The organism is Herbaspirillum sp. GW821-FHT09A12 (assembly GCF_059418325.1).
Genome location: NZ_JBWKPR010000002.1, coordinates 1065606 through 1086256, shown reverse-complemented (window position 1 = coordinate 1086256; position 20651 = coordinate 1065606). Strand labels below are relative to the sequence as shown.

At 62.7% G+C, this 20651-nt stretch carries 19 protein-coding genes, 3 tRNA genes and 1 riboswitch; of the genes, 19 read left to right on the top strand and 3 right to left on the bottom strand.

The features are described from left to right. Positions 1 to 2 precede the first annotated feature (2 nt). The 5 genes from AC07N6_RS10035 (at position 3) to AC07N6_RS10015 (ending at position 4114) form a co-directional block, all read left to right on the top strand. Positions 3 to 78, top strand: a tRNA-Gly gene (locus AC07N6_RS10035). Between the two features lie 351 nt (positions 79 to 429). Continuing rightward, positions 430 to 1398: a chemotaxis protein gene (locus tag AC07N6_RS10030; protein ID WP_494780148.1), complete on the top strand. Its 969-nt coding sequence runs from the start codon at positions 430 to 432 to the stop codon at positions 1396 to 1398. 240 nt (positions 1399 to 1638) lie between these two features. Beyond that, on the top strand, positions 1639 to 2673 hold the full coding sequence (cobT, locus tag AC07N6_RS10025) for a nicotinate-nucleotide--dimethylbenzimidazole phosphoribosyltransferase (protein WP_494780147.1): 1035 nt from the start codon (positions 1639 to 1641) through the stop codon (positions 2671 to 2673). Continuing rightward, positions 2666 to 3502 carry an adenosylcobinamide-GDP ribazoletransferase gene (locus AC07N6_RS10020; RefSeq protein ID WP_494780146.1) on the top strand — a complete coding sequence of 279 codons (837 nt, stop codon included), beginning with the start codon at positions 2666 to 2668 and terminating at the stop codon, positions 3500 to 3502. Before cobT ends, AC07N6_RS10020 begins: the two co-directional genes overlap by 8 nt. A 3-nt stretch (positions 3503 to 3505) precedes the next feature. Next, positions 3506 to 4114: a histidine phosphatase family protein gene (locus tag AC07N6_RS10015; RefSeq protein ID WP_494780145.1), complete on the top strand. Its 609-nt coding sequence runs from the start codon at positions 3506 to 3508 to the stop codon at positions 4112 to 4114. 18 nt (positions 4115 to 4132) lie between these two features. Here the strand turns inward: AC07N6_RS10015 and AC07N6_RS10010 are convergent, their stop codons facing one another. Both AC07N6_RS10010 and AC07N6_RS10005 read right to left on the bottom strand, forming a co-directional pair. After that, complete coding sequence (locus tag AC07N6_RS10010) at positions 4133 to 4789, bottom strand: response regulator (protein ID WP_494780144.1); 657 nt, start codon at positions 4787 to 4789, stop codon at positions 4133 to 4135. Next, a complete protein-coding gene (locus AC07N6_RS10005) occupies positions 4782 to 6173 on the bottom strand; it encodes a cache domain-containing protein (protein ID WP_494780143.1) in 1392 nt (463 codons plus the stop codon). Before AC07N6_RS10005 ends, AC07N6_RS10010 begins: the two co-directional genes overlap by 8 nt. 293 nt (positions 6174 to 6466) lie before the next feature. Here AC07N6_RS10005 and AC07N6_RS10000 point away from each other — a divergent pair, with 293 nt between their 5' ends. The 7 genes from AC07N6_RS10000 to AC07N6_RS09970 all read left to right on the top strand — a co-directional run bounded on the left by AC07N6_RS10000 (position 6467) and on the right by AC07N6_RS09970 (position 13805). Beyond that, on the top strand, positions 6467 to 8536 hold the full coding sequence (locus AC07N6_RS10000; RefSeq protein WP_494780142.1) for a carbon starvation CstA family protein: 2070 nt from the start codon (positions 6467 to 6469) through the stop codon (positions 8534 to 8536). A 13-nt stretch (positions 8537 to 8549) separates the two neighbouring features. Next, the gene (locus tag AC07N6_RS09995) at positions 8550 to 8765 is read left to right on the top strand and encodes a YbdD/YjiX family protein (RefSeq protein WP_494780141.1); all 216 of its coding nucleotides are present in this window, start codon (positions 8550 to 8552) and stop codon (positions 8763 to 8765) included. 323 nt (positions 8766 to 9088) lie between these two features. Beyond that, positions 9089 to 9562: a hypothetical protein gene (locus AC07N6_RS09990; RefSeq protein ID WP_494780140.1), complete on the top strand. Its 474-nt coding sequence runs from the start codon at positions 9089 to 9091 to the stop codon at positions 9560 to 9562. A gap of 124 nt (positions 9563 to 9686) precedes the next feature. Next, a complete protein-coding gene (gene htpX, locus AC07N6_RS09985; protein WP_494780139.1) occupies positions 9687 to 10562 on the top strand; it encodes a protease HtpX in 876 nt (291 codons plus the stop codon). A gap of 179 nt (positions 10563 to 10741) precedes the next feature. Beyond that, entirely contained in the window at positions 10742 to 12394 is a 1653-nt protein-coding gene (ybaL, locus tag AC07N6_RS09980) for a YbaL family putative K(+) efflux transporter (protein ID WP_494780138.1), read from the top strand. Between the two features lie 120 nt (positions 12395 to 12514). Then, positions 12515 to 12689: riboswitch (FMN riboswitch) on the top strand. Between the two features lie 106 nt (positions 12690 to 12795). Next, the gene (locus AC07N6_RS09975) at positions 12796 to 13311 is read left to right on the top strand and encodes a 6,7-dimethyl-8-ribityllumazine synthase (protein ID WP_494780274.1); all 516 of its coding nucleotides are present in this window, start codon (positions 12796 to 12798) and stop codon (positions 13309 to 13311) included. Positions 13312 to 13496: 185 nt separating this feature from the next. Continuing rightward, positions 13497 to 13805 (top strand): hypothetical protein, encoded by a 309-nt coding sequence (locus tag AC07N6_RS09970; protein ID WP_494780137.1) that lies wholly within the window; start codon positions 13497 to 13499, stop codon positions 13803 to 13805. 120 nt (positions 13806 to 13925) lie between these two features. On the opposite strand, the gene AC07N6_RS09965 is transcribed toward AC07N6_RS09970, so the two are convergent. Next, a complete protein-coding gene (locus tag AC07N6_RS09965; protein ID WP_494780136.1) occupies positions 13926 to 14489 on the bottom strand; it encodes a DUF2242 domain-containing protein in 564 nt (187 codons plus the stop codon). A gap of 282 nt (positions 14490 to 14771) precedes the next feature. Here AC07N6_RS09965 and AC07N6_RS09960 point away from each other — a divergent pair, with 282 nt between their 5' ends. The 7 genes from AC07N6_RS09960 (at position 14772) to AC07N6_RS09930 (ending at position 20522) form a co-directional block, all read left to right on the top strand. Continuing rightward, positions 14772 to 15830, top strand: a complete 1059-nt coding sequence (locus AC07N6_RS09960) for an NAD(P)H-dependent flavin oxidoreductase (protein WP_494780135.1) — start codon at positions 14772 to 14774, stop codon at positions 15828 to 15830. Positions 15831 to 16058: 228 nt separating this feature from the next. Continuing rightward, positions 16059 to 16280: a hypothetical protein gene (locus tag AC07N6_RS09955; RefSeq protein ID WP_050466415.1), complete on the top strand. Its 222-nt coding sequence runs from the start codon at positions 16059 to 16061 to the stop codon at positions 16278 to 16280. Between the two features lie 222 nt (positions 16281 to 16502). Then, positions 16503 to 16595 (top strand) — tRNA-Leu (locus AC07N6_RS09950). Between the two features lie 181 nt (positions 16596 to 16776). Next, positions 16777 to 17643, top strand: a complete 867-nt coding sequence (locus tag AC07N6_RS09945; protein WP_494780134.1) for an alpha/beta fold hydrolase — start codon at positions 16777 to 16779, stop codon at positions 17641 to 17643. 66 nt (positions 17644 to 17709) lie between these two features. Further along, positions 17710 to 18060, top strand: a complete 351-nt coding sequence (locus AC07N6_RS09940) for a RidA family protein (protein ID WP_494780133.1) — start codon at positions 17710 to 17712, stop codon at positions 18058 to 18060. A 6-nt stretch (positions 18061 to 18066) separates the two neighbouring features. Further along, complete coding sequence (locus AC07N6_RS09935; RefSeq protein WP_494780132.1) at positions 18067 to 20319, top strand: RelA/SpoT family protein; 2253 nt, start codon at positions 18067 to 18069, stop codon at positions 20317 to 20319. A 126-nt stretch (positions 20320 to 20445) separates the two neighbouring features. Beyond that, positions 20446 to 20522 (top strand) — tRNA-Val (locus AC07N6_RS09930). Positions 20523 to 20651: the final 129 nt, after the last annotated feature.

Genomic DNA, 20651 nt, shown 5'->3' with positions numbered 1-20651 from the left:
ATGCGGGAGTAGCTCAGTTGGTAGAGCGATACCTTGCCAAGGTATAGGTCGAGAGTTCGAGACTCTTCTCCCGCTCCAAATTGTAAAAGAGGAAGCCTGATGGCTTCCTCTTTTCACGTCTGTCTTCGGTGTTTCCGATGTTGCCGGTTTCTTCCCGAAACCCGGCCTGTTCCCATCCTCAAGTTGCCATGCAGTCATTTCGTTCTGGCTCGTCCCGTCCCGTCTCGTCCCGGCCCGGCCCGGCCCGGCCCGCGCAGAAAATTGTTGATGGGAAATGTCACGTCGCATGGCATCAATTTTTGAGCGCAGACAACGAAAAGCAACATATCCCATCTTGCAAGGATGACCCTGATTGCCAGCGCAGGGTTTCCCATCTACATTGGCAAGATCAGGCTTGTTGCCTGTTTATCCATATCATTCGGGGGAAACATGGACAGTTTTCAGAAAGAGATTGATGAAAGAACCAATCTCACTGCATCCAACAAATTCGAGCTTCTGCTGTTCCGCTTGGGGGCGGATGTCTATGGGGAGCGCTCCGAACTGTTCGGCATCAATGTGTTCAAGATCCGCGAAATCGTTCCGATGCCGCCGGTCACCACGGCGGCCGGCACGCAATCGCCGATGCTGGGGATGGTCAACATTCGCGGCCAGATCATTTCGGTGATCGACTTGCCGGCCGTGGTCGGCTGTGTGCCCAAGACCGGTCTCAACATCCTGCTGGTGACCGAATACGCGCGCAGCACGCAAGCCTTCGCGGTGGAGTCGGTGGACGAAATCGTGCGCCTGGAGTGGAGCCAGGTGCTGTCGGCGGAATCCAAGACCGGCGGCAACTTCGTCACCAGCATCGCACGCCTGGATGCCGATAAGGACGGCGGCAGGCTGGCCCAGGTGCTCGATGTCGAACAGATCCTGCACGACATCATGCCGACCGACCGCGACATGAAAATGGAAAACCTGGGCAAGGGCAGCAAGCACGGCATAAAGGCCGGCGCCGTTGCCATCGCCGCGGACGATTCCAAGGTCGCGCGTTCGCTGATCGAGCAGGGGCTGCGCGCCATGGAGATCCCATTCGACATGCACATCACCGGGGCGCAAGCCTGGCTCAAGATACAGAAGCTGGCGCAGGAGGCGCGCAGCGAAGGGCGGCCGATCTCGGACAAGATTTCCTTTGTGCTGACCGACCTGGAAATGCCGGAGATGGACGGCTTTACCCTGACCCGCAACATCAAGCGCGACGAGTTCCTGAAAGGTCTTCCCGTGATCATCCATTCTTCGCTGTCGGGCTCGACCAATGAAGACCACGTCAAGAGCGTGGGCGCGGACGCGTATGTCGGCAAGTTCGAGGCCAATGAGCTGGCCGCCACGATTTTCGGGGTGATGGACCGCATGTCGAGTTGAGCCGCCGACCTTGCCGGAGGTCGCGGCGCGCACGCGAAAGGGCCCATCCGGGCCCTTTCGCATGATGGGATGAGATATCTTGCCGGCCGTCGCCATGCGCCTGAAAGGGCCGGCTGCGCCTGACTGAGCCCCGGCAAATACTCGCCGGCTGTTCCTCCCTCGAAGCGTGTCGATCTCTTATACTGTCGCTCTTTCGACTACGCCATGCCGCGCCGCAAGCGGCGCCGGGCCCAGCACCCCATGCAGATTCCCGCCATTCCATCGATCCACGATCCCGAGCTGGCGGCGCGACTCGACCTCCGTATCGACGACAAGACCAAGCCGCAAGGCAGCCTGGGCGTGCTGGAGCGCCTGGCGCGCCAGATCGGGCTGATCCAGCGCAGTGAACGTCCGGCGCTCGCCAGGCCGGCCATCGTGGTTTGCGCCGGCGATCACGGCGTTACCGCGGAGGGAATTTCCGCCTATCCCCAAAGCGTGACCTGGCAGATGGTCGAGAATTTCCTGGCCGGTGGCGCCGCCATCAACGTGTTCGCCCGGCAGAACGACTGCGCGCTGCATATCGTCGATGCCGGGGTGAACCATGACTTCGGCGAGCGCGTTGGCCTGCTTGACTGCAAGGTGGCGCCTGGCACCAGCAATTTTTGCGAACAAGCGGCGATGAGCGATCGAGATTGCGCACGCGCGCTGGAGGCCGGCATGCGCTTCGTCGACGGCCTGGATTGCGACGTGCTCGGTTTCGGTGAAATGGGCATCGGCAATACCACCTCGGCGGCGGCATTGATGGCCGCTTTCACGGGGATCGCGGCGGCCGATTGCGTGGGCGCCGGCACCGGCCTGGATGCGGAGGGCATCGCGCGCAAGCGTGAGGTCGTCGAGCGCGCCTTGCGCCGGCATGCCGATGCCAAGGCGCCCTTGGCGGTGCTGGCCGCTTTGGGCGGCTTTGAGATTGCCTTCATTGCCGGCGCCATGCTGCGCGGTGCGCAAAGGCGCATGGTATTGCTGGTGGACGGTTTCATCGTCACCTCGGCCCTGCTGGCCGCGGCGGCCTTGCGGCCTTCGGTGCTGGACTATTGCGTGTTTTCGCATTGCTCCGGAGAAGCCGGCCACCGCCGTATGCTGGACTACCTCAAGGCCCGCCCGCTGATGCAACTCGACCTGCGCCTGGGCGAGGGGACCGGCAGCGCACTGGCGTTGCCGCTGTTGCGCGCGGCAGTCAATTTTCTGGAACGCATGGCGACTTTTTCTTCCGCCAGCGTCAATGGAAAAAATGGCTGAACACTCCTCGACCGGGCAACCGCAGCCCGCGCCCGTCAGCCGTGGCGCAGCGCATCAGCTGCGGTTGTTTTTCATCGCGCTGCAGTTTCTCACGCGCTTGCCGATCCCGCGCTGGGTCGGCTTCCATCCGGACTGGCTGCAGCGCTGTACGCGTTATTTCCCGCTGGTCGGCTGGATCGTCGCCTGGCTGACGGCGCTGGCATATGTACTGGCGGCCCAGTTCTGGCCGCATGCGGTGGCGGTGCTTTTATCTGTCGCGGCCGGCATCTGGCTGACCGGCGCTTTCCATGAAGACGGCTTTGCCGATGTCTGCGACGGCCTGGGCGGCAGCAGCAGCCGCGAGCGTGCGCTGGACATCATGCGCGATTCGCGCGTGGGCGCCTATGGCGCGATCGGCATCGCCATGCTGCTGGCATTGAAGCTGGTGGCGCTCAACGCCATGCTGCCGTTCCAGCTGTTGGCGGCGCTGGGGATCGCCCATCCGCTGTCGCGCTGGCTGGCGACCTGCCTGATCTGGCGAATGGATTACGTGCGCGAAGAGGGCAAGGCCAAGCCGCTGGCGCAGCACATGAAGGGCGGCGAATTCCTGCTCGCGACCGTTTTCGCGGTGTTGCCGGTGATCGGTGTGGCGTATTGGGGGCTGATGTCCTGGCAGCGCATTGCCGCCGGTCTCATCTTGGCCGTGGCCGCCACGGCGTGGCTGGCGCACAAGTTCAGCCGGCGCCTGGGCGGTTATACCGGCGACTGCCTGGGCGCCGTCCAGCAATTGAGCGAGATCGCTTTCTATCTGGGAGTGCTGGCCGTGGCTCCCGGCTTTATCGGAAACTGAGCCATGCAACTTCATCTGGTCCGCCATCCGGCGCCCATCCTCGATAAAAGTTATTGCTACGGCAGCAGCGATGTCGCCGTGGCGCCCGACACGCTGGCGTCGTGTTGTGAGCGCGTCAGCCTGTTGCTGCCCCGCGCCGCGCCGATCGTCTCCAGCCCCTTGCAGCGCTGCGCCGATCTGGCGCTGGCCCTGGCGCAGGCGCTGGATGTCGACAGCATCGCCCTCGATAGCGGCCTGCAAGAAATGCATTTCGGCAGTTGGGAACTGCGTGCCTGGGACGATATCGCCTGGGCCGAAGTCGAGGCCTGGAACCGCGATCTGCTGCACCATGCGCCCGGCGGCGGCGAGACGCTGCTGGCGGTGGCCCGGCGCGTATGGGATGTTTTCGATGCGCTGCGGCGCGCTGGCGATGCGCAAGTCATCGCGGTATGCCACGGCGGTTCGATCCGCATGCTGCGCGCCTGCGCTGCATGGCATGCCGAACACGGCGCCGATGCCGCGCCCGATGCCAGCGTGATGGAGGCGATCGCCTTGCGGGCCGCGGCCGATAAGCGCGATATCGGATTCGGCGAGCTGATTACGCTTGAGATCGATGCCTTGGTGCAGAGCTGATTCCGGCGGCCGCCAAGCTCAGATCTTTCCTTCCAGGCGCAGCGACTCCACCGCGAACTTGATCAGTTCGGCCTGGCCGTCGATATTCAACTTGCGCTTGATGTTGAGCCGGTGGGTTTCCACGGTGCGCACGCTCAGGTCGAGTTCGCGCGCGATCTGCTTGTTGGATTCGCCGTTGGCGATATGCTTGAGCACCTCGCGCTCGCGCAGCGTCAACAGGTCGCGTTCCGGCAGCGGTTGCGTCAGTTGGCGCAGCAGTGCGGCGCTGTAATAGATCCCGCCCGATTTCACGGTTTCGATGGCTTGCACGATATCCTGGCTGGGGGCGTCTTTGAGCACGTAACCGCGGGCGCCGGCCTGGATCGACTGCATGACGTATTCGCCCTTGTCATGCATGCTCAGGATGAGCACCGCGATCTCCGGATGGCGGGCATGGAACTGCGCCGTCAGTTCGATGCCGTTGGTGCCGCGCATGTTGATGTCCATCAGCGCGAGGTCGATATTCTGGCGAGCTGCCGTTGCCAGCGCCTCTTCCGCATTGCCGGCTTCGGCCACTACCGCCAGGCCGGGCACCGCTTCCAGCCGGGCGCGCAAGCCGTCGCGCACCAGCGGATGGTCATCGATCAGCATCACGCGGGTGATGGCGCCAGGAGCGGGTGCTTGGATATCAGGCATGGGAAGGGGCAAGGAAGGCGTGACGGGGAACCAGGGCCGTGACCTGGGTGCCGGCGGGAGATGAATCCAGCGCGAGCTCGCCGCCCACGGCTTCCATGCGTTCTTGCATGTTGCGCAGGCCGATGCCGCGCCGCGGATGGTGGTCCACCTGATCCACATTGAAGCCGGAGCCATTGTCGCGCACCTGCAGCATCACGAAATTCTTTGCGCCGTGCAGGCGGACCGCGATCTCGGTCGCGCCGGCATGGCGCGTGATATTGGTCAGCGCCTCCTGCGTGACGCGAAACAGCACGGTATTGACGACATCCGGCAGCGGGCCGATGTCGCCCTCGGTGTCGAAATGGATCGCCGTGCCGGCGTCGGCGCCGGTAGTTTCGCGCCATTCCCCGCACAGGTGTTCCAGCGCGGCCGCCAGCCCCAGGTCGTCCAGGATGGCCGGACGCAGGTCGTGCGAGATGCGCCGCACCTCGGCCAGCACGCCGTTGATTTGCCCGGCGGTCTTTTCAAACGCGCCGCGCGCGGCTTGCACTTGTTCCGGCGTGCCGTTGAGGCGGATCAGCGCGGCTTCGATTTGCAGCTTGATCGATACCAGCCACTGGCTGATGCCGTCATGCAGGTCGCGCGAGAGCCGGGCGCGCTCGTCTTCCTGGGAGCGCACCACCCGTTGCGCCAATTGCCGCAGCTTGGCATCGGCGACGCGGTGTTCGCTGATGTTGAGCAGCAGGCCCGACAAGGCCACCGCCAGCGCGCTCAAGACCGCGATGATGGCGATCATCAGCATGGTCTGGCGGACGTGGCCGGAAATCTGGCTGTCGATCTCGGACAGCGCCGCGTCGACATCGTCGAGATAGATGCCCGTGCCGATCACCCAGCCCCAGCGCGGCAAGCCCGCCACGTAACCGAGCTTGGGCGCGACATTCTTGCTCGATGGTTTTTGCCACAGGTAGCGTTCGTAGCCGCCGCCGTTTTTGGCGCGTTCAATGAGGTGCTGGATGGTCGGGCTGCCCGAGGCGTCGCGCCAGTCCCACATGTCGGTGCCGACCAATTCGGGCTGGCGCGGGTGCATCACGTTGCGGCCGTCCTGGTCGTAGACGAAGAAATAGCCGTCGTCGCTGAACTCCAGGTCGGCCAGGATGCGCTTGGCGTCGTTCTGGATCGCTTCGTCGCTGCGGCCGGTGCTGTAAAGGTGGCCGACCGCGTGAATGGCCAGATCCACATAGTGCTTGAGCTCCGCGTTCTTGCTGGCCAGGTAGGCCGCTTCGATCGAGGCGCGCTGCTGGCGTCCCAGTTCCACCGCCTGGTGCCGCACCACCAGTGCGATGGCGGCGATGGCCAGGCAGAGCGGCACGATGGCGAGGAAGATGATTTTCTGGCGCAGTTTCATGACGCGATTTTACCGAATGCTTTTTCATATTCGTTGGAAAGATGGCGTATTTGCCCGGCTGCAGGCGGGGATTTGCAAGGGTTTGCGCCATTCTCAGTAATTCTACGTAGAGATTCTGCGTAGTCCTGCGCTTGTGGATGTGGCGCCAGATATCGAATACTACTGCCCGTTTCTCGAATATTTTTTTGCGCCTCCACAGGCCGGAGAAACGCCCGTTCGAGAACGGGCCGCGCCAAGGCAAACCAACAATAAAACATTTCTATTATCAAGATTCCCTTCTCGGGAGGAGAACAATGAACCGGATTATTCCCAGGCTGGGCTGGCTCGCGCTGGCCCTGGCAGGTGCATCTGCATGCGCCTACGTCGCGCTGCAGCGCGGCGAATCGATCAACGCGGTATGGCTGGTGGTGGCCTCGGTATGCGTCTACCTGATCGCCTACCGCTTCTACAGCAAGTTCATCGCCGAGCGCGTGCTCGGGCTGGACGGCCAGCGCATGACGCCGGCCTATAAATTCAACGATGGCCTGGATTACGTGCCGACCAACAAGTACGTGCTGTTCGGCCACCATTTCGCCGCCATCGCCGGCGCCGGTCCGCTGGTGGGACCGGTGCTGGCCGCGCAGATGGGGTACCTGCCGGGCATGTTGTGGATCCTGGCCGGCGTGGTGTTTGCCGGCGCGGTGCAGGACTTCATGGTGCTGTTCATCTCCAGCCGCCGCGACGGCCGTTCGCTGGGCGACCTGATCAAGTCCGAGCTGGGCCAGGTGCCGGGCGTGATCGCGCTGTTCGGCGCCTTCATGATCATGGTGATCATCCTGGCGGTGCTGGCGCTGATCGTGGTCAAGGCGCTGGCCGAGTCGCCCTGGGGCACCTTCACCGTGGCGGCGACCATTCCCATCGCGCTGTTCATGGGCGTGTACTCGCGCTATATCCGCCCGGGCCGCATCGGCGAGGTGTCGTGGATCGGCTTCGTGCTGCTGATGCTGGCCATCGTCGGCGGCCAGTATGTGCAGGAGCATCCGGCGCTGGGCCACATGTTCACCTTCGACGGCAAGCAACTGACCTGGATGCTGATCGGCTACGGTTTCGTCGCTTCGGTGCTGCCGGTGTGGCTGCTGCTGGCGCCGCGCGATTATCTCTCGACCTTCCTCAAGATCGGCACCATCGTGGCGCTGGCGCTGGGCATCGTGTTCATCGCCCCGCACCTGAAGATGCACGCGGTCACGCGCTTCATCGACGGCAGCGGCCCGGTGTGGTCGGGCTCGCTGTTCCCGTTCCTGTTCATCACCATCGCCTGCGGCGCGGTATCCGGTTTCCATGCGCTGATCTCCTCGGGCACCACGCCCAAGCTGCTGGAAAATGAAAAGCATGCGCGCTTCATCGGTTATGGCGCGATGCTGATGGAGTCCTTCGTCGCCATCATGGCGCTGATCGCCGCTTCCTGCATCGAGCCCGGCATCTACTTCGCCATGAACAGCCCGGCCGCGCTGATCGGCACCACGCCGGAAAACGTGGCCCAGGTGATTTCGCAATGGGGCTTCCACCTCACGCCCGAGATGCTGACCCACACCGCGCAGGCGGTCGGCGAGCACACCATCATCTCGCGCGCCGGCGGCGCCCCGACGCTGGCGGTGGGCATGGCGCAGATCCTTTCCGGCGTGACCGGCGAGGCGATGATGGCGTTCTGGTACCACTTCGCCATCCTGTTCGAAGCGCTGTTCATCCTGACCGCGGTGGATGCGGGCACGCGCGCCGGCCGCTTCATGCTGCAGGACTTGCTGGGCGCCTTCATCCCGCCGATGAAGCGCACCGACTCCTGGGCCGCCAGCCTGATCGCCACCGGCCTGTGCGTATCCGGCTGGGGTTACTTCCTGTACCAGGGCGTGATCGATCCGCTGGGCGGCATCAATACCCTGTGGCCGCTGTTCGGCATCTCGAACCAGATGCTGGCAGGCATCGCGCTGATCCTGGCCACCTGCGTGCTGTTCAAGATGAAACGCGACCGCTTCGCCTGGGTGACGGTGGCGCCGACCGTGTGGCTGCTGGCGTGCACCCTGACGGCCGGCTGGCAGAAGGTGTTCGACGCCAACCCGCGTGTCGGTTTCCTGGCGCATGCCGCCAAGTACCAGGCCGCGCTGGACGAGGGCAAGCTGCTGGCGCCGGCCAAGTCGATCGAGCAGATGCGCCAGGTGATCTTCAACGATTACATCGATGCCGGCCTGGCGGCGATGTTCATGCTGGTGATGGTGAGCGTGCTGGTGTTCGGCATCCGCACCGTGCTCAAGGCGCGCGCGGCCAGCCAGCCCAGCGTGCGGGAAGCGCCGTATGAATCCCTGCCGGCGACGGCTATGGCGCAACATTGACAGGAGGCCGGCCATGAAAATCTCGGGAGCATTGGCGCAACTGCTGGCCTGGCGCCGCCAGGCCGGCCGCACGCTGAACCTGATGGTCGGCATGCCGGAATACGATAATTATGTTGCCCACATGAAGCATGCCCATCCCGACCAATGCGTGATGAGTTATGAAGAGTTCTTCCGCGAAAGGCAGGAAGCGCGCTACGGCGGGAAGGGGCGGGTGGGGCGCTGTTGCTGACCAACTGCGCATCCGGCGGCACCGGCAAGGAGGCTTCGGGCCTCCTTTTTTGCGGGCCATCGCCGACGCTTGCGCCGTACCGCGCCGAGCGGCGGCGGCCGGCATGTCCAAATTACGGGCAATTTATTGGAAACCCTTGCCGCGAAAGGCTGTCCGATACCCGATAACTGCTTGTCCACAGACTTGTTCACAGCTTCTGTGAGTAACTTTTTATCCAGGGAAAAAATGGGCCCGCCCGGGATCGGTGCGCATTTGCGTATAATGCCGGGCTGCCGCAGGCCTGTTAATTTGCTGGCAATATTCCTTCCCCCGACGACGAAACGATGCGACGACTGCTGTTACTGCTGCTGACCTTCCTGCTCCCGCTGCAATTGCTGGCGGCGACGGTTGGCGACCTGCCGCCGGCAATTGCCGCAGGGCAGGAGCAAAGTTGCGCGTGGGAATCAGGGCCGGCGGCCTTGCCTGCTCCTCCCGGCCTCCCCGGTTACGTTTCGTACGGCATCGCCCCAGTGGCCGATGCTGCAGATGCGGCCGATGCGGCCGAGAACATGCTCGCCGTTGCCGCGGGCGCCGTCCTGGCGGCGGAATTGCAGCAACCGGCCGTAGCCGCCGCCGACCAGCCGGTTGGCGACGACAGCGATTTCCCCGCCCCCCAGGCGGAGAGCGAAGACCATACCATGCCGGCGCGCATCGCCACCCCGGACGCGTCCTGGCAACCTTTTCCCCATCTCTTCACGGCCCCCTTGGGCTGGCTGTCCTTCGTGCGCGACCAGTTGCGTCCGCCTCCATTAGCCTGACTCCCTTTTCCGTGCGCTGACGGTGCGCGAGGCGGTTGTGCCGCCCGCACGCCTGCGCATGGTTTCGTCTGCCGTCCATTCCGCGCGCGGGAGCGGGCGCATCCTCACTCAATCGGGAAAAACCATGAAACGCATCATCCTGTTCCTCGTGACCAACCTTGCCGTGATGCTGGTGTTGAGCTTTACCGCCAGCCTGCTCGGCATCAACCGCTACCTGACCGCCAATGGCATGAATTACGGCATGCTGCTGGCGTTCTGCGCCCTGATCGGCTTCGGCGGCTCCTTTATCTCGCTGCTCATGTCCAAGACGATCGCCAAGTGGTCGACTGGCGCGCGGGTGATCGGGCAGCCGCAAAACTCTACCGAACTGTGGCTGCTCAATACCGTCCAAAGCCTGGCCACCCGCGCCCAGTTGCCGATGCCGGAAGTGGCCGTCTATGACGGCCCGCCGAATGCCTTCGCCACCGGCGCCAGCAAGAGCAATTCACTGGTGGCGGTATCCAGCGGCTTGCTGCAGGGGATGAGCAAGGAGGAGGTCGAGGCGGTGCTGGCGCACGAAGTGGCGCACATCGCCAATGGCGACATGGTGACGCTCACATTGATCCAGGGCGTGGTCAATACCTTCGTCATGTTCATCGCCCGCGTGGTCGGGTATTTCGTCGACTCGGCCTTGCGCCGCAACAGCGAGCAGTCCGGGCCGGGCATCGGTTACATGGTGACCGTGATCGTCTGCGAGATTGTGTTCGGCATCCTGGCCAGCGTCATCGTCATGTATTTCTCGCGCCAGCGCGAATTCCGTGCCGACGCCGGCGCCGCTGCGCTGATGGGATCGAATGCGCCGATGATCAATGCCTTGCGCCGCCTGGGCGGCATGCAGCCTGACGGCTTGCCGCAGAACCTGCAGGCATCCGGCATTTCCGGCCGCGAGTCGTGGCTGGGCCTGTTCTCCAGCCACCCGCCGCTGGCTTCGCGCATCGCCGCGCTGCAGGCGCGCCGTTGATCCGGCGTTGCAGTCGATCCGGCGTTGCAGTCCGCTACGGCGTCACGCCATGCGTCGTGCGGACGACTGGCGGCGTCCGTGATAGTCTTTAGGCCGCCGTCGGTGCAGTCTCTGCCGTCTTTTGTGCAGCCGTTTCAAAAAACAATTCAAATCATCCACCTCGAAAGGACCATTGACTGATGCCTCATCACACCCCACTGATCGCCACCATTGTCGGTGGCCTGGTGCTGGCGTTCATTTTCGGCACCCTGGCCAATCGTTTCAAGATGCCGCCGCTGATCGGCTACCTGGTCGCCGGTATCGCGATCGGCCCGTTCACGCCGGGCTTCGTCGGCGACGCCGACCTGGCGCAGGAATTGGCCGAGATCGGCGTGATCCTGCTGATGTTCGGCGTCGGCCTGCATTTTTCGCTGAAGGATTTGCTCTCGGTAAAGAACATCGCCATTCCCGGCGCCGTGGCGCAGATCGCCATCGCCACCTTGCTTGGCATGGGGCTGGGATGGGCGCTGGGATGGCCGGTCGGGGAAGGTTTCCTGTTCGGCCTGGCCTTGTCGGTGGCCAGTACGGTGGTGTTGCTGACGGCGCTGCAGGAGCGGCGCCTGGTGGAAACCAAGCGCGGGCGCATTGCCGTGGGTTGGCTGATCGTGGAAGACATCGCGATGGTGCTGGCGCTGGTGCTGATCCCGGCATTGAGCGGCATTCTCGGCGGCAAGGGCGAGGCGATGAGCGGCAATGCCTTGCTGCTGACGCTGGGCATGACGCTGGGCAAGGTGGTGGCCTTTGTGGCGGTGATGCTGATCGTGGGACGCCGCATGATTCCGTGGGTCCTGGAGCGGATTGCCGATACCGGCTCGCGTGAGCTGTTTCGCCTGGCGGTGCTGGCGATCGCGCTCGGCTTTGCCTTGGGTTCGGCGTATGTGTTCGGCGTATCGTTCGCACTGGGCGCTTTCTTCGCCGGCATGATCTTGTCGGAGTCCGAACTCAGCCACCGCGCGGCGGAAGAGTCATTGCCGTTGCGCGACGCCTTCGCGGTGTTGTTCTTCGTCTCGGTGGGCATGCTGTTCGACCCGTCGATATTGCTGCGCGAGCCGTTGCTGGTGTTGGCCACCGTGCTGATCATCGTGGTCGGCAAGTCGCTGGCGGCATTGGTGATCGTGCGTATTTTCGGTCACCCGATGTCGACTGCGCTGACCATTTCCGCCAGTCTTGCGCAGATCGGCGAATTCTCCTTCATCCTGGCCACGCTCGGCATTTCGCTGGACCTGCTGTCGCCGATGGCGCGCGACCTGATCCTGGGCGGCGCGATTCTTTCCATCCTCATCAACCCGCTGTTGTTTTCGCTGCTGGATCGCCTCAAGGCGCGCCTCGAAACCCGTGAGGGCGTCAAGGCGCCGGCCGAAGCGGCGCAGCAGGCGGTCGACCTCGAAGACCATGTGGTGCTGGTCGGCTATGGCCGCGTGGGACGCGGCATCGGCGAGCAATTGCGGGCCCAGGGCAGGCCCTTTGTGGTGATCGAGGCGCAGATCGAGAATGTCGAAGCCTTGCGCGCCGAAGGCATCCCGGTACTGTATGGCAATGGCGCGCAGGCGGACCTGCTGGAGCCGGCCGCCATCGAACGCGCGCGCTGGCTGCTGGTGGCCATTCCCGATGCATTCGAAGCCGGCCAGTTGATCGAGCATGCGCGTGCCGCCAATCCGAACCTGCAAGTGGTGGCGCGGGCTCATTCCGATGCCGAAATCGAACATCTTGAGAAGCACGGCGCCAATCAGGTGATCATGGGCGAGCGCGAGATCGCCCGCGGTATGCTGGGGGCGCTGGGGCAGGGCGCCTGAGCCTGCCGGGCTGGCGAGTGCAGGAGCCGGTGGCCAAATCCATGGCGCCCTGCAGCATTCGTCAAGCCATGATAAAGTCCCGGTTGCCGTGCCGATGGGGTTTGCGCCCGACGCGCGGCAACAAGTTCTCGGGGCGGGGTGCAATTCCCCACCGGCGGTGATCATGTGGCGCCTTTAGCGGCGCTGGCATGTAGCCCGCGAGCGCCTGGCATGCCGATTCCTTTCGGCGCCGGGGTCAGCAGACCTGGTGAGATCCCGGGGCCGACGGTCACAGTCCGGATGAAAGAGAACGGGATGCGCGATACCGCGCACGCGCTGCGCGCGTGCGGCCGCGCATTCCCACGCCCTGTTTATTCATCGAACAGGAGTCCTGAACCGTGTCTCAAACCGCATCTCACACCATCCCCCATCCGCGTTTTTCTGCCGGTCATGCCGATCATGGCAAGCGCATCGCCTTTATCCAGGCGAGCTGGCACAAGGAGATCGTCGACCAGTGCCGCATTGCCTTCGCCGAGGAAATCGCCAAGCTGGGCTGGTCCGCCGATAGCATCGATTTCTTCGAGCTGCCGGGGGCTTTTGAAATCCCGTTGCACGCCAAGATCCTGGCCAAGAGCGGCAAATATGCCGGCGTGGTTGCCAGCGCCCTGGTTGTCGACGGCGGTATCTATCGCCATGATTTTGTCGCGCAGTCGGTGGTCTCGGCGCTGATGCAAGTCCAGCTGGAAACCGAAGTGCCGGTCTTCTCGGCGGTCTTGACGCCGCATCATTTCCATTCGCATGGCGAGCATCAAACCTTCTTCCATGAGCATTTCCTGGTCAAGGGGCGCGAAGCGGCCCACGCCTGCGCGACGACTGTCGCCAAACTGGCGGAGATCAAGGCTGCCGAAGGCGTCCAGCCATCGTTGAGCGCGGCCTGATTGGAGCGGCGCCAAAGCGTGAAGCGGGTAAATAGGCCGCTTCACGCCGGATCGGATTGCCTGGCGTTAATTTTCTTGATGCTTGTGAAGCATTTGCTTACAAACATTACGCCTTTTCTCTAGCTGGGCATCGCGCCGGGGCATATATTCTGGGTACGTATTTAAGAATGGATAAAGGAGCTATCGTGAAAAAGTCGATTCCCATGATTGCCGGCATGTTTGCCATCGCGGCCGTGGCCGGTTTGTCCGCTGCGCCGGCCATGGCCGGGCATGTCTCGATCGGTGTGAATATCGGCGTTCCGGGCGCTTATTACGCAGCTCCGCAGCCGGTATATGTCCAGCCTGCGCCGGTGTATGTCGCGCCGCCTCCGGTGTATGTCCGGCCAGCCCCGGTTTACTATATGAACCCGGCTCCGGTATATGTCGAGCGCGATTATTATCGCCGTCATCGCCATTGGCACCGCCCGCCGCCGCCTCCGTATTGGCAGCGTTGATGTACGGCAGGACGGCCGGGTCTGCAATGATCCGGGCCATGCAAAACGGCATCCTGGTGGATGCCGTTTTTATTGATTGTCTCCATCTCCCCATTTCCCCGATACCGGGCGCCTGAGCGGTTATTTTTTCGGTTGCGCCGGATCGTCTTCGTCGGTATCGACCAGCAGGTAACGCTCGGCCGCGCCGAAGAAACGGTCATAGAAATCCGGGGAGCGTATGGTTTCGCTGGAGACCCGCACCAGGGAATCGTCGCTGGAGCCGAAAGGCATCGAGACCGAACCCAGTACGCCCACGCCAAGACTGGCGGAAGTGTTGCTCTTCTTCAAGGCGAATCCATCCTGGGTGGCGCTGACGAACATGGTCGAGCTTTTGCCGTTGCCGTTGGAGGCGCACACGACATGGAATGCGATTTCCATGTGCTTGTCGCTGGCCGGCTGGAAGCTCTTGTTGCCATCCATGGTGGTCTCGGTGGTCTTGCTGATGACATAGCCCTGGCCCAGCAACGCCCGGCGCGCCGCTTCGCAGACCGCCTTTTCGGTGCCGGGGAAACTGCGCGAGAAGGCGTTGGTGTCGTTGAATTCTTCCTGATGGTAGAAAGCCGTCTTGTCGGTGACACAGGCCGACAGGCCCAATGAGAACACGGCGATAAGGAGCAGGGGGTAAGGAAAGGGCGGGCGGGGCATGCAACAGATCTCCGACGACAGGTGGCCTGAATTGTAAGGGATTCGATGCGCGGCGGGTTCGAAGAGTTCGTAAATATCGGTAACGGAGCCGTAAGCGCTCGAAACGATGGCGATCTGCCTTGCATATGTGCGCTTTTCAATGGTTCGCGGCGCTTTGCCGCCGTGCCGGATACGGCGATCGCGCGCGCGGCCTGCTATCCTGTTGGCCATCATGTTTTTCGGCGCGCCGGATAATAAATGCTTCTCTGCGGAGCGCGCCGACACAATCTCCGGGCGAACCCTATGAATTCACTGCAAGCACTGTTTGGCATCGAATATCCATTGATCCAGGCGCCGATGGCCGGCGTTCAACTGCATGGGCTGGCGGCGGCCGTGTCCAACGCCGGCGCGCTCGGCTCCCTGCCTGGCGCCATGCTGGTGCCAGCGGCGCTGGCCGAGGAGCTCGGCAAGCTGCGCGCGGCGACGGATAAGCCCTACAACGTCAATTTTTTCGCCCACGCCAATCCCGAGCCCGATGCCGCCCATGAGGAACGTTGGCGCCGGGCCTTATCCCCGTATTACGCAGAGTTCGGCGTCGATGCCTCGTCCATTGCCGCAGGCCCCGGCCGCCAGCCGTTCAGCCCGGCGGTGGCTGACTTGCTGGAAGAGTTCAAGCCCAAGGTGGTCAGTTTCCATTTCGGGCTGCCGGCGCCGGAGCTGATGCAGCGGGTGCGCAGCTGGGGCGCACGCATCATCGCTTCAGCCACCACGGTGGAGGAAGCGAAGTGGCTGGCCGAACGCGGCGTCGATGCCATCATTGCCCAGGGAGTGGAGGCCGGCGGCCATCGCGGCATTTTCCTTTCCAGCGACCTGACGACCCAGGTGGGAACATTTTGCCTGGTGCCGCAGATCGCCCGCGCCGTGAAACTGCCGGTGATTGCCGCCGGCGGCATTGTCGACGCCAACGGCGTGGCGGCGGCCATGGCGCTGGGCGCCGCCGGGGTGCAAGTCGGCACCGCCTACATGCTGTGTCCGGAGGCGACCACCAGCGCATTGCACCGCGCTGCGTTGAAGAGCGAACGCGCACGCCATACGGCTTTGACCAATCTGTTCACCGGGCGTCCCGCGCGCGGCATCGTCAACCGTGCGATACGCGAGTTGGGGCCGCTCAGTTCGGAAGCGCCGGCGTTCCCGTTGGCGACCTCGGCTATCGCCCCTTTGCGCGCCAAGGCCGAGGCTGTCGGGCGCGACGATTTCACGTCGATGTGGGCGGGGCAGAACCCGGACGGATGTAAGGAGATCCCGGCTGCGGATCTGACGCGAGAGCTGGTGGCGGAGTTGCGGATGGCCAGTCGCCGTTGATGCGTTCAGGAGCCCGTGCCGGGATTGTCGAAGCAAAATGAAATTTACCATCTGGCGGGAATGTTGAAATGCTTCGCCAAATTGGGACATGCATGAGTAAAATTGCTTGTGCAATTACCGTACTGTAAGTAAGGTTTAATGATTCAATGGTATCGTTTTCCATCAGAACTATCGTGAATCTGTCCGAGACCCGGCCGGATTCGAATAACTTCCTTGTTAAAGATAGCAATGGATAAAAATCAGAAAGTGGAATTGGAGCGCATCCAGAAGGAATTGATTGATGCGCACAACAAGGCTGCCTGGCAAATGGCAGCCACCATCATCAAGGCATCCCTTGTCAAAAACGGCATGGATCAGCCGCCTACGGCAGCCGAGCTGGCCGCCCTCAATGCCACCATTACCAATTTGCGCAGCGTGGCCGAAGATGCGCTGGAATTGCTCAAGCGCTGACGGGCGTGTCTCCATGATTCCGGATAACCGGGTTCTTCAACGTTTACCTCTTTCTTGATTGTCCTGCCCGCTTCGCCTTACATCCGGCGGCCAAGCCGGTGTCAGGCAGCCATCTTTGCACGCAGGCGGTTTTATTCGCTGTTCGGCAAAACAATCAGCGGAACTGCGGTGACTCGCTGCTATAATGCGATCCTTTTTCGGCGGCCAGCGCCGTTTCCACACGCCTGAGTGGTGAAATTGGTAGACACAGCGGACTTAAAATCCGCCGCTTACCCGCGAGGGGGCGTACCGGTTCGATTCCGGTCTCAGGCACCAATGCGGTACCGTTCCGCGGCCCGGCTTTCGGGTTTCTAAACTTCCCATCTCTCCTCTGTTTGCCGGCGCCGTCGAACGTCGGGGCGCGAGCCGTTTCCGATTCGATTCCTGCTGCCGGGCATCCGGCAAGCGGCGGCGAGAGAGTAAAATGGAGCCTTCATTCATCATGAGGGCCGCGACGATGACAGAAGCTGTAGTGAAGACGGTGCAGTGCATTTCTCCCGGCGGGCTGCACACGATGGCCTACAAGGAATGGGGGGATGCCCGCAATCCCGATGTCCTGGTCTGCGTGCATGGCGTCACGCGCGTGTCGGACGACTTCGACCGCATGGCGCGCGAACTGTGCGACACCTATCGTGTGGTCTGTCCCGACGTGGTCGGACGTGGCCGCTCCGGGCGCCTGCGCGATCCGCAGTATTACACGGTGCCGCAATACATCAGCGACATGGTGACCTTGCTGGCGCGCCTTGATGCGGAGATTGTCGACTGGTTCGGCACTTCCATGGGCGGCCTGATCGGCATGGGCCTGGCGTCGTTGCCGGACAATCCCATCCGCCGCCTGGCGCTCAATGACATCGGTCCCTCCATCAATGGCTCCGCGTTGGCGCGCATCGGCGAGTACATCGGCCAGGATGTGCGCTTCGACAGCTTTGGCGAAGCCGCGCAATACATCCGCACCATCTCGGCCAGCTTCGGCGCGCATAGCGATGAAGAATGGCACAAGCTGGCCAGCGACGTGCTGCGCCAGAATGATGAAGGCAAGTGGATTCGCCACTATGACTTGTCGCTGGCGGTGCCGTTCAAGCTGACCACGCCCGAAGCCGCCACCGTGGCCGAGCAGATGTTGTGGGCCGCTTACGATGCCATCCGCTGTCCAACCTTGCTGGTGCGCGGCGCCCATTCCGACCTGCTGCTGCCTGAGGTGGCGCAGGCCATGACGCAACGCGGGCCCAAGGCCCGGCTGGTCGAATTGCCTGATGTCGGCCATGCGCCGACCTTCATGCATGCCGACCAGATCGAGATCGCCAAACAGTTCCTGCTGGGCTGAGCTTTCGATTTTTCCCGGCACGATTCATCTTTACCTGTAACAGCAATAACGCATAAAGGAAGTCACATGTCTGTACAACGCCTGCATGTCGGAAAGCGCCTTTCCGAAGTCGCCATCCATAACGGCACCGTTTACCTGGCCGGCCAGATCGCCGAAGACACGGCCCAGAATATCGAAGGGCAGACCCGCGAAGTGCTGGGTCACATCGACCGCCTGCTGGCCGAAGCCGGCAGCGACAAGAGCAAGATCCTGTCGTGCCAGATCTACCTGGCCGATGTGAAGGATTTCGCCGGCATGAACGCGGTGTGGGATGAATGGGTTGCGCAAGGCAATGCGCCGCCGCGCGCCACGGTTGAAGCCAAGCTGGCCCGTCCCGAACTGCTGGTGGAAATCATCATCATCGCAGCCCAGAAGTAAGCGGCCATGGTTTCAGTCGCAACCATACCGGGCGAAGGCCTGGCGGCGATCACCGCCGGTCTGGGGGCGGACGATGCCGCGCGCGTGGAACAGGCGCTGGCTGAGGTCGAGCCCTTGTATGCGGACCGGCAGATCCTGTCGGGCCAAAACGCGCTGCAGTTCGTATTTTCCGTGGCCTCGGTGCTGACCGCCTTGAACGCGGATGCGCAAACGCGCATTGCCGGGCTGCTGTTCGAAGCGCAGATGCTGCATCCCGAGCTGGACGAAAAATGGGAAGAGCGCTTCGGCAAGGAAACTGCCGACCTGGTCGGCGGCGTGCGCCAGCTGATGCGTTTCCATAGCCTGAGCTTCCAGCCGCCGCAGCAGGAAGTCCTGCGCGGGAAGAATGCCGCGCAGCAGGCCGCCGCCCAGGTCGAGACGCTGCGCAAGATGTTGCTGGCGATGGCTTCCGACATGCGCGCCGTGCTGGTGCGTCTGGCCTCCCGCGTGGCGACCTTGCGCTATTTTGCCGAGACCAAGCAGGAAAACGAGGTCAGCCGGCAATATGCGCGCGAAACCTTCGATCTCTATGCGCCGCTGGCCAACCGTCTCGGCATCTGGCAGCTCAAGTGGGAGCTGGAAGACTTGTCTTTCCGTTTCCTGGAGCCGGTCACCTACAAGCGCATCGCCAAGATGCTGGAAGAGAAGCGGCTTGAGCGCCAGCAGTTTGTCGCCAATGCGATTACCCGTCTGCGCTCGGAGCTCGCATCGCAGGATATCAAGGCCGAAGTCAGCGGCCGGCCCAAGCATATTTACAGCATCTGGAACAAGATGCGCGGCAAGGCGATCGATTTTTCCGAGCTCTATGACGTGCGCGCATTCCGGGTGATCGTCGACGACGTCAAGACCTGCTATACGGTGCTGGGCATCGTGCACGATATCTGGACGCCGATTCCCGAGGAGTTCGACGACTATATTTCCCGCCCCAAGCAAAACGGCTACCAGTCCTTGCACACGGTCGTGGTGGCCGAGGACGGCCGGGCGCTGGAAGTGCAGATCCGTACGCATGAGATGCACCATTTCGCCGAATACGGCGTGGCGGCGCATTGGCGTTACAAGGAAAGCGGCGGTTCCAGCTTCTCCGCGCAAAAGTACGATGAGAAGATCGCCTGGCTGCGCCAGCTGCTGGCCTGGAAGTCCGAGGTCACCGACGCCGTGGTGGACCAGGATGACGTGCGCCGCGACTGGGTGGAAAAACTCAAGGCCACCACGCTGGACGAGCGCATCTACGTGCTGACGCCGCAGGCGCGGGTGATCGAGCTGCCCAACGGCGCCACCCCGATCGATTTCGCCTACCACTTGCACAGCGACGTTGGCCATCGTTGCCGCGGCGCGCGGGTGGATGGCGTGATGGTGCCGCTGAACACGCCGTTGAAGAACGGCCAGACGGTGGACATCATTACCGTCAAGAGCGGCCCCGGCGTCGGGCCGTCGCGCGACTGGCTGAGTCCGGGTTATGCGGCGAGCTCGCGCACCCGCTCCAAGGTGCGCGCCTGGTTCAATGCGATCGAGCAGCAAGAAACCTTGTCGGTGGGCCGCGGCCTGCTGGAAAAGACCTTGCAGCGCGAGGGCAAGACCGCGGTCAACCTGGAAGAGCTGGCCCAGAAGCTGGGCTTCGCCAAGGTGGATGACCTGTGCCTGTCGCTGGGCAAGGACGAGTTCAGCCTGCGCCACGTCGAGCAGGCCTTGCACGATGCGGAGGCCAAGAAGCCGGAGATCGACGACGAGGCCGCGATTACGCGCAAGAGCCGCGCATCGAGCATCGTGCAGGGCGCCAAGTCCGGCGTGCTGGTGGTCGGCACCGATGGTTTGCTGACCCAGCTGGCGCGCTGCTGCAAGCCGGCGCCGCCGGATCCGATCGCCGGCTTCGTCACGCGCGGCAAGGGCGTGTCGATCCATCGCGCGAGCTGCAAGAACTTCGCCGAGATGAGCTCCCATGCGCCTGAGCGTGTGATCCAGACAACCTGGGGCGCGCCGGCCAAGGATACGGTCTATCCGGTCGATATCTTTGTGCTGGCCAATGACCGGCAGGGTTTGCTGCGCGATATCTCGGATATCTTCCTGCGCGACAAAATCAATGTGATCGGCGTGAGTACGCAGAGCGCGCGCGGCCATGCGCGCATGGCCTTTACCGCTGAAATCGCTTCGACCGAACAACTGCAGAAAGCGCTGACGGTAATTCGCGAGGTAAAGGGCGTCATCGAGGTGAAGCGGCAGTGATGGAGAAGGGGGCCGGCAGTTCCAGCATGGTTGCGGGGGCATGGCCGTATCGGAAAAATATTTCAGGTTTTTTCTTTTACCCCTTTGCAAATTTTAAAAAGCCCCCTATAATCTCGCTTCTTCGTTAGGCGCGTAGCTCAGCTGGTTAGAGCACTACCTTGACATGGTAGGGGTCGTTGGTTCGAGTCCAATCGTGCCTACCAATTCTTCTGGCGGTTCAGTCGAGTTGGCAGCGAAGTCAAACTGAAATGGAAGCGCGTTCGCGGCTTCCATTTTTGTTTTCTGCCCTTCGTTTTTACTTTTCCCGGTTTTAATTCAGTGCGTATTTTTGC

Excerpts from the sequence above, each read along its gene's own strand:
- AC07N6_RS09940 (WP_494780133.1), top strand. The coding sequence starts at position 17,710 with ATGTCTGTACAACGCCTGCATGTCGGAAAGCGCCTTTCCGAAGTCGCC.
- AC07N6_RS09995 (WP_494780141.1), top strand. The coding sequence starts at position 8,550 with ATGAAAATCTCGGGAGCATTGGCGCAACTGCTGGCCTGGCGCCGCCAG.
- AC07N6_RS09960 (WP_494780135.1), top strand. The coding sequence starts at position 14,772 with ATGAATTCACTGCAAGCACTGTTTGGCATCGAATATCCATTGATCCAG.
- AC07N6_RS09965 (WP_494780136.1), bottom strand. The coding sequence starts at position 14,489 with ATGCCCCGCCCGCCCTTTCCTTACCCCCTGCTCCTTATCGCCGTGTTC.
- AC07N6_RS10030 (WP_494780148.1), top strand. The coding sequence starts at position 430 with ATGGACAGTTTTCAGAAAGAGATTGATGAAAGAACCAATCTCACTGCA.
- AC07N6_RS09945 (WP_494780134.1), top strand. The coding sequence starts at position 16,777 with ATGACAGAAGCTGTAGTGAAGACGGTGCAGTGCATTTCTCCCGGCGGG.
- AC07N6_RS09935 (WP_494780132.1), top strand. The coding sequence starts at position 18,067 with ATGGTTTCAGTCGCAACCATACCGGGCGAAGGCCTGGCGGCGATCACC.
- htpX (WP_494780139.1), top strand. The coding sequence starts at position 9,687 with ATGAAACGCATCATCCTGTTCCTCGTGACCAACCTTGCCGTGATGCTG.
- AC07N6_RS10015 (WP_494780145.1), top strand. The coding sequence starts at position 3,506 with ATGCAACTTCATCTGGTCCGCCATCCGGCGCCCATCCTCGATAAAAGT.
- AC07N6_RS09990 (WP_494780140.1), top strand. The coding sequence starts at position 9,089 with ATGCGACGACTGCTGTTACTGCTGCTGACCTTCCTGCTCCCGCTGCAA.
- AC07N6_RS09955 (WP_050466415.1), top strand. The coding sequence starts at position 16,059 with ATGGATAAAAATCAGAAAGTGGAATTGGAGCGCATCCAGAAGGAATTG.
- AC07N6_RS10005 (WP_494780143.1), bottom strand. The coding sequence starts at position 6,173 with ATGAAACTGCGCCAGAAAATCATCTTCCTCGCCATCGTGCCGCTCTGC.
- AC07N6_RS10000 (WP_494780142.1), top strand. The coding sequence starts at position 6,467 with ATGAACCGGATTATTCCCAGGCTGGGCTGGCTCGCGCTGGCCCTGGCA.
- ybaL (WP_494780138.1), top strand. The coding sequence starts at position 10,742 with ATGCCTCATCACACCCCACTGATCGCCACCATTGTCGGTGGCCTGGTG.
- AC07N6_RS10010 (WP_494780144.1), bottom strand. The coding sequence starts at position 4,789 with ATGCCTGATATCCAAGCACCCGCTCCTGGCGCCATCACCCGCGTGATG.
- AC07N6_RS10020 (WP_494780146.1), top strand. The coding sequence starts at position 2,666 with ATGGCTGAACACTCCTCGACCGGGCAACCGCAGCCCGCGCCCGTCAGC.
- cobT (WP_494780147.1), top strand. The coding sequence starts at position 1,639 with ATGCAGATTCCCGCCATTCCATCGATCCACGATCCCGAGCTGGCGGCG.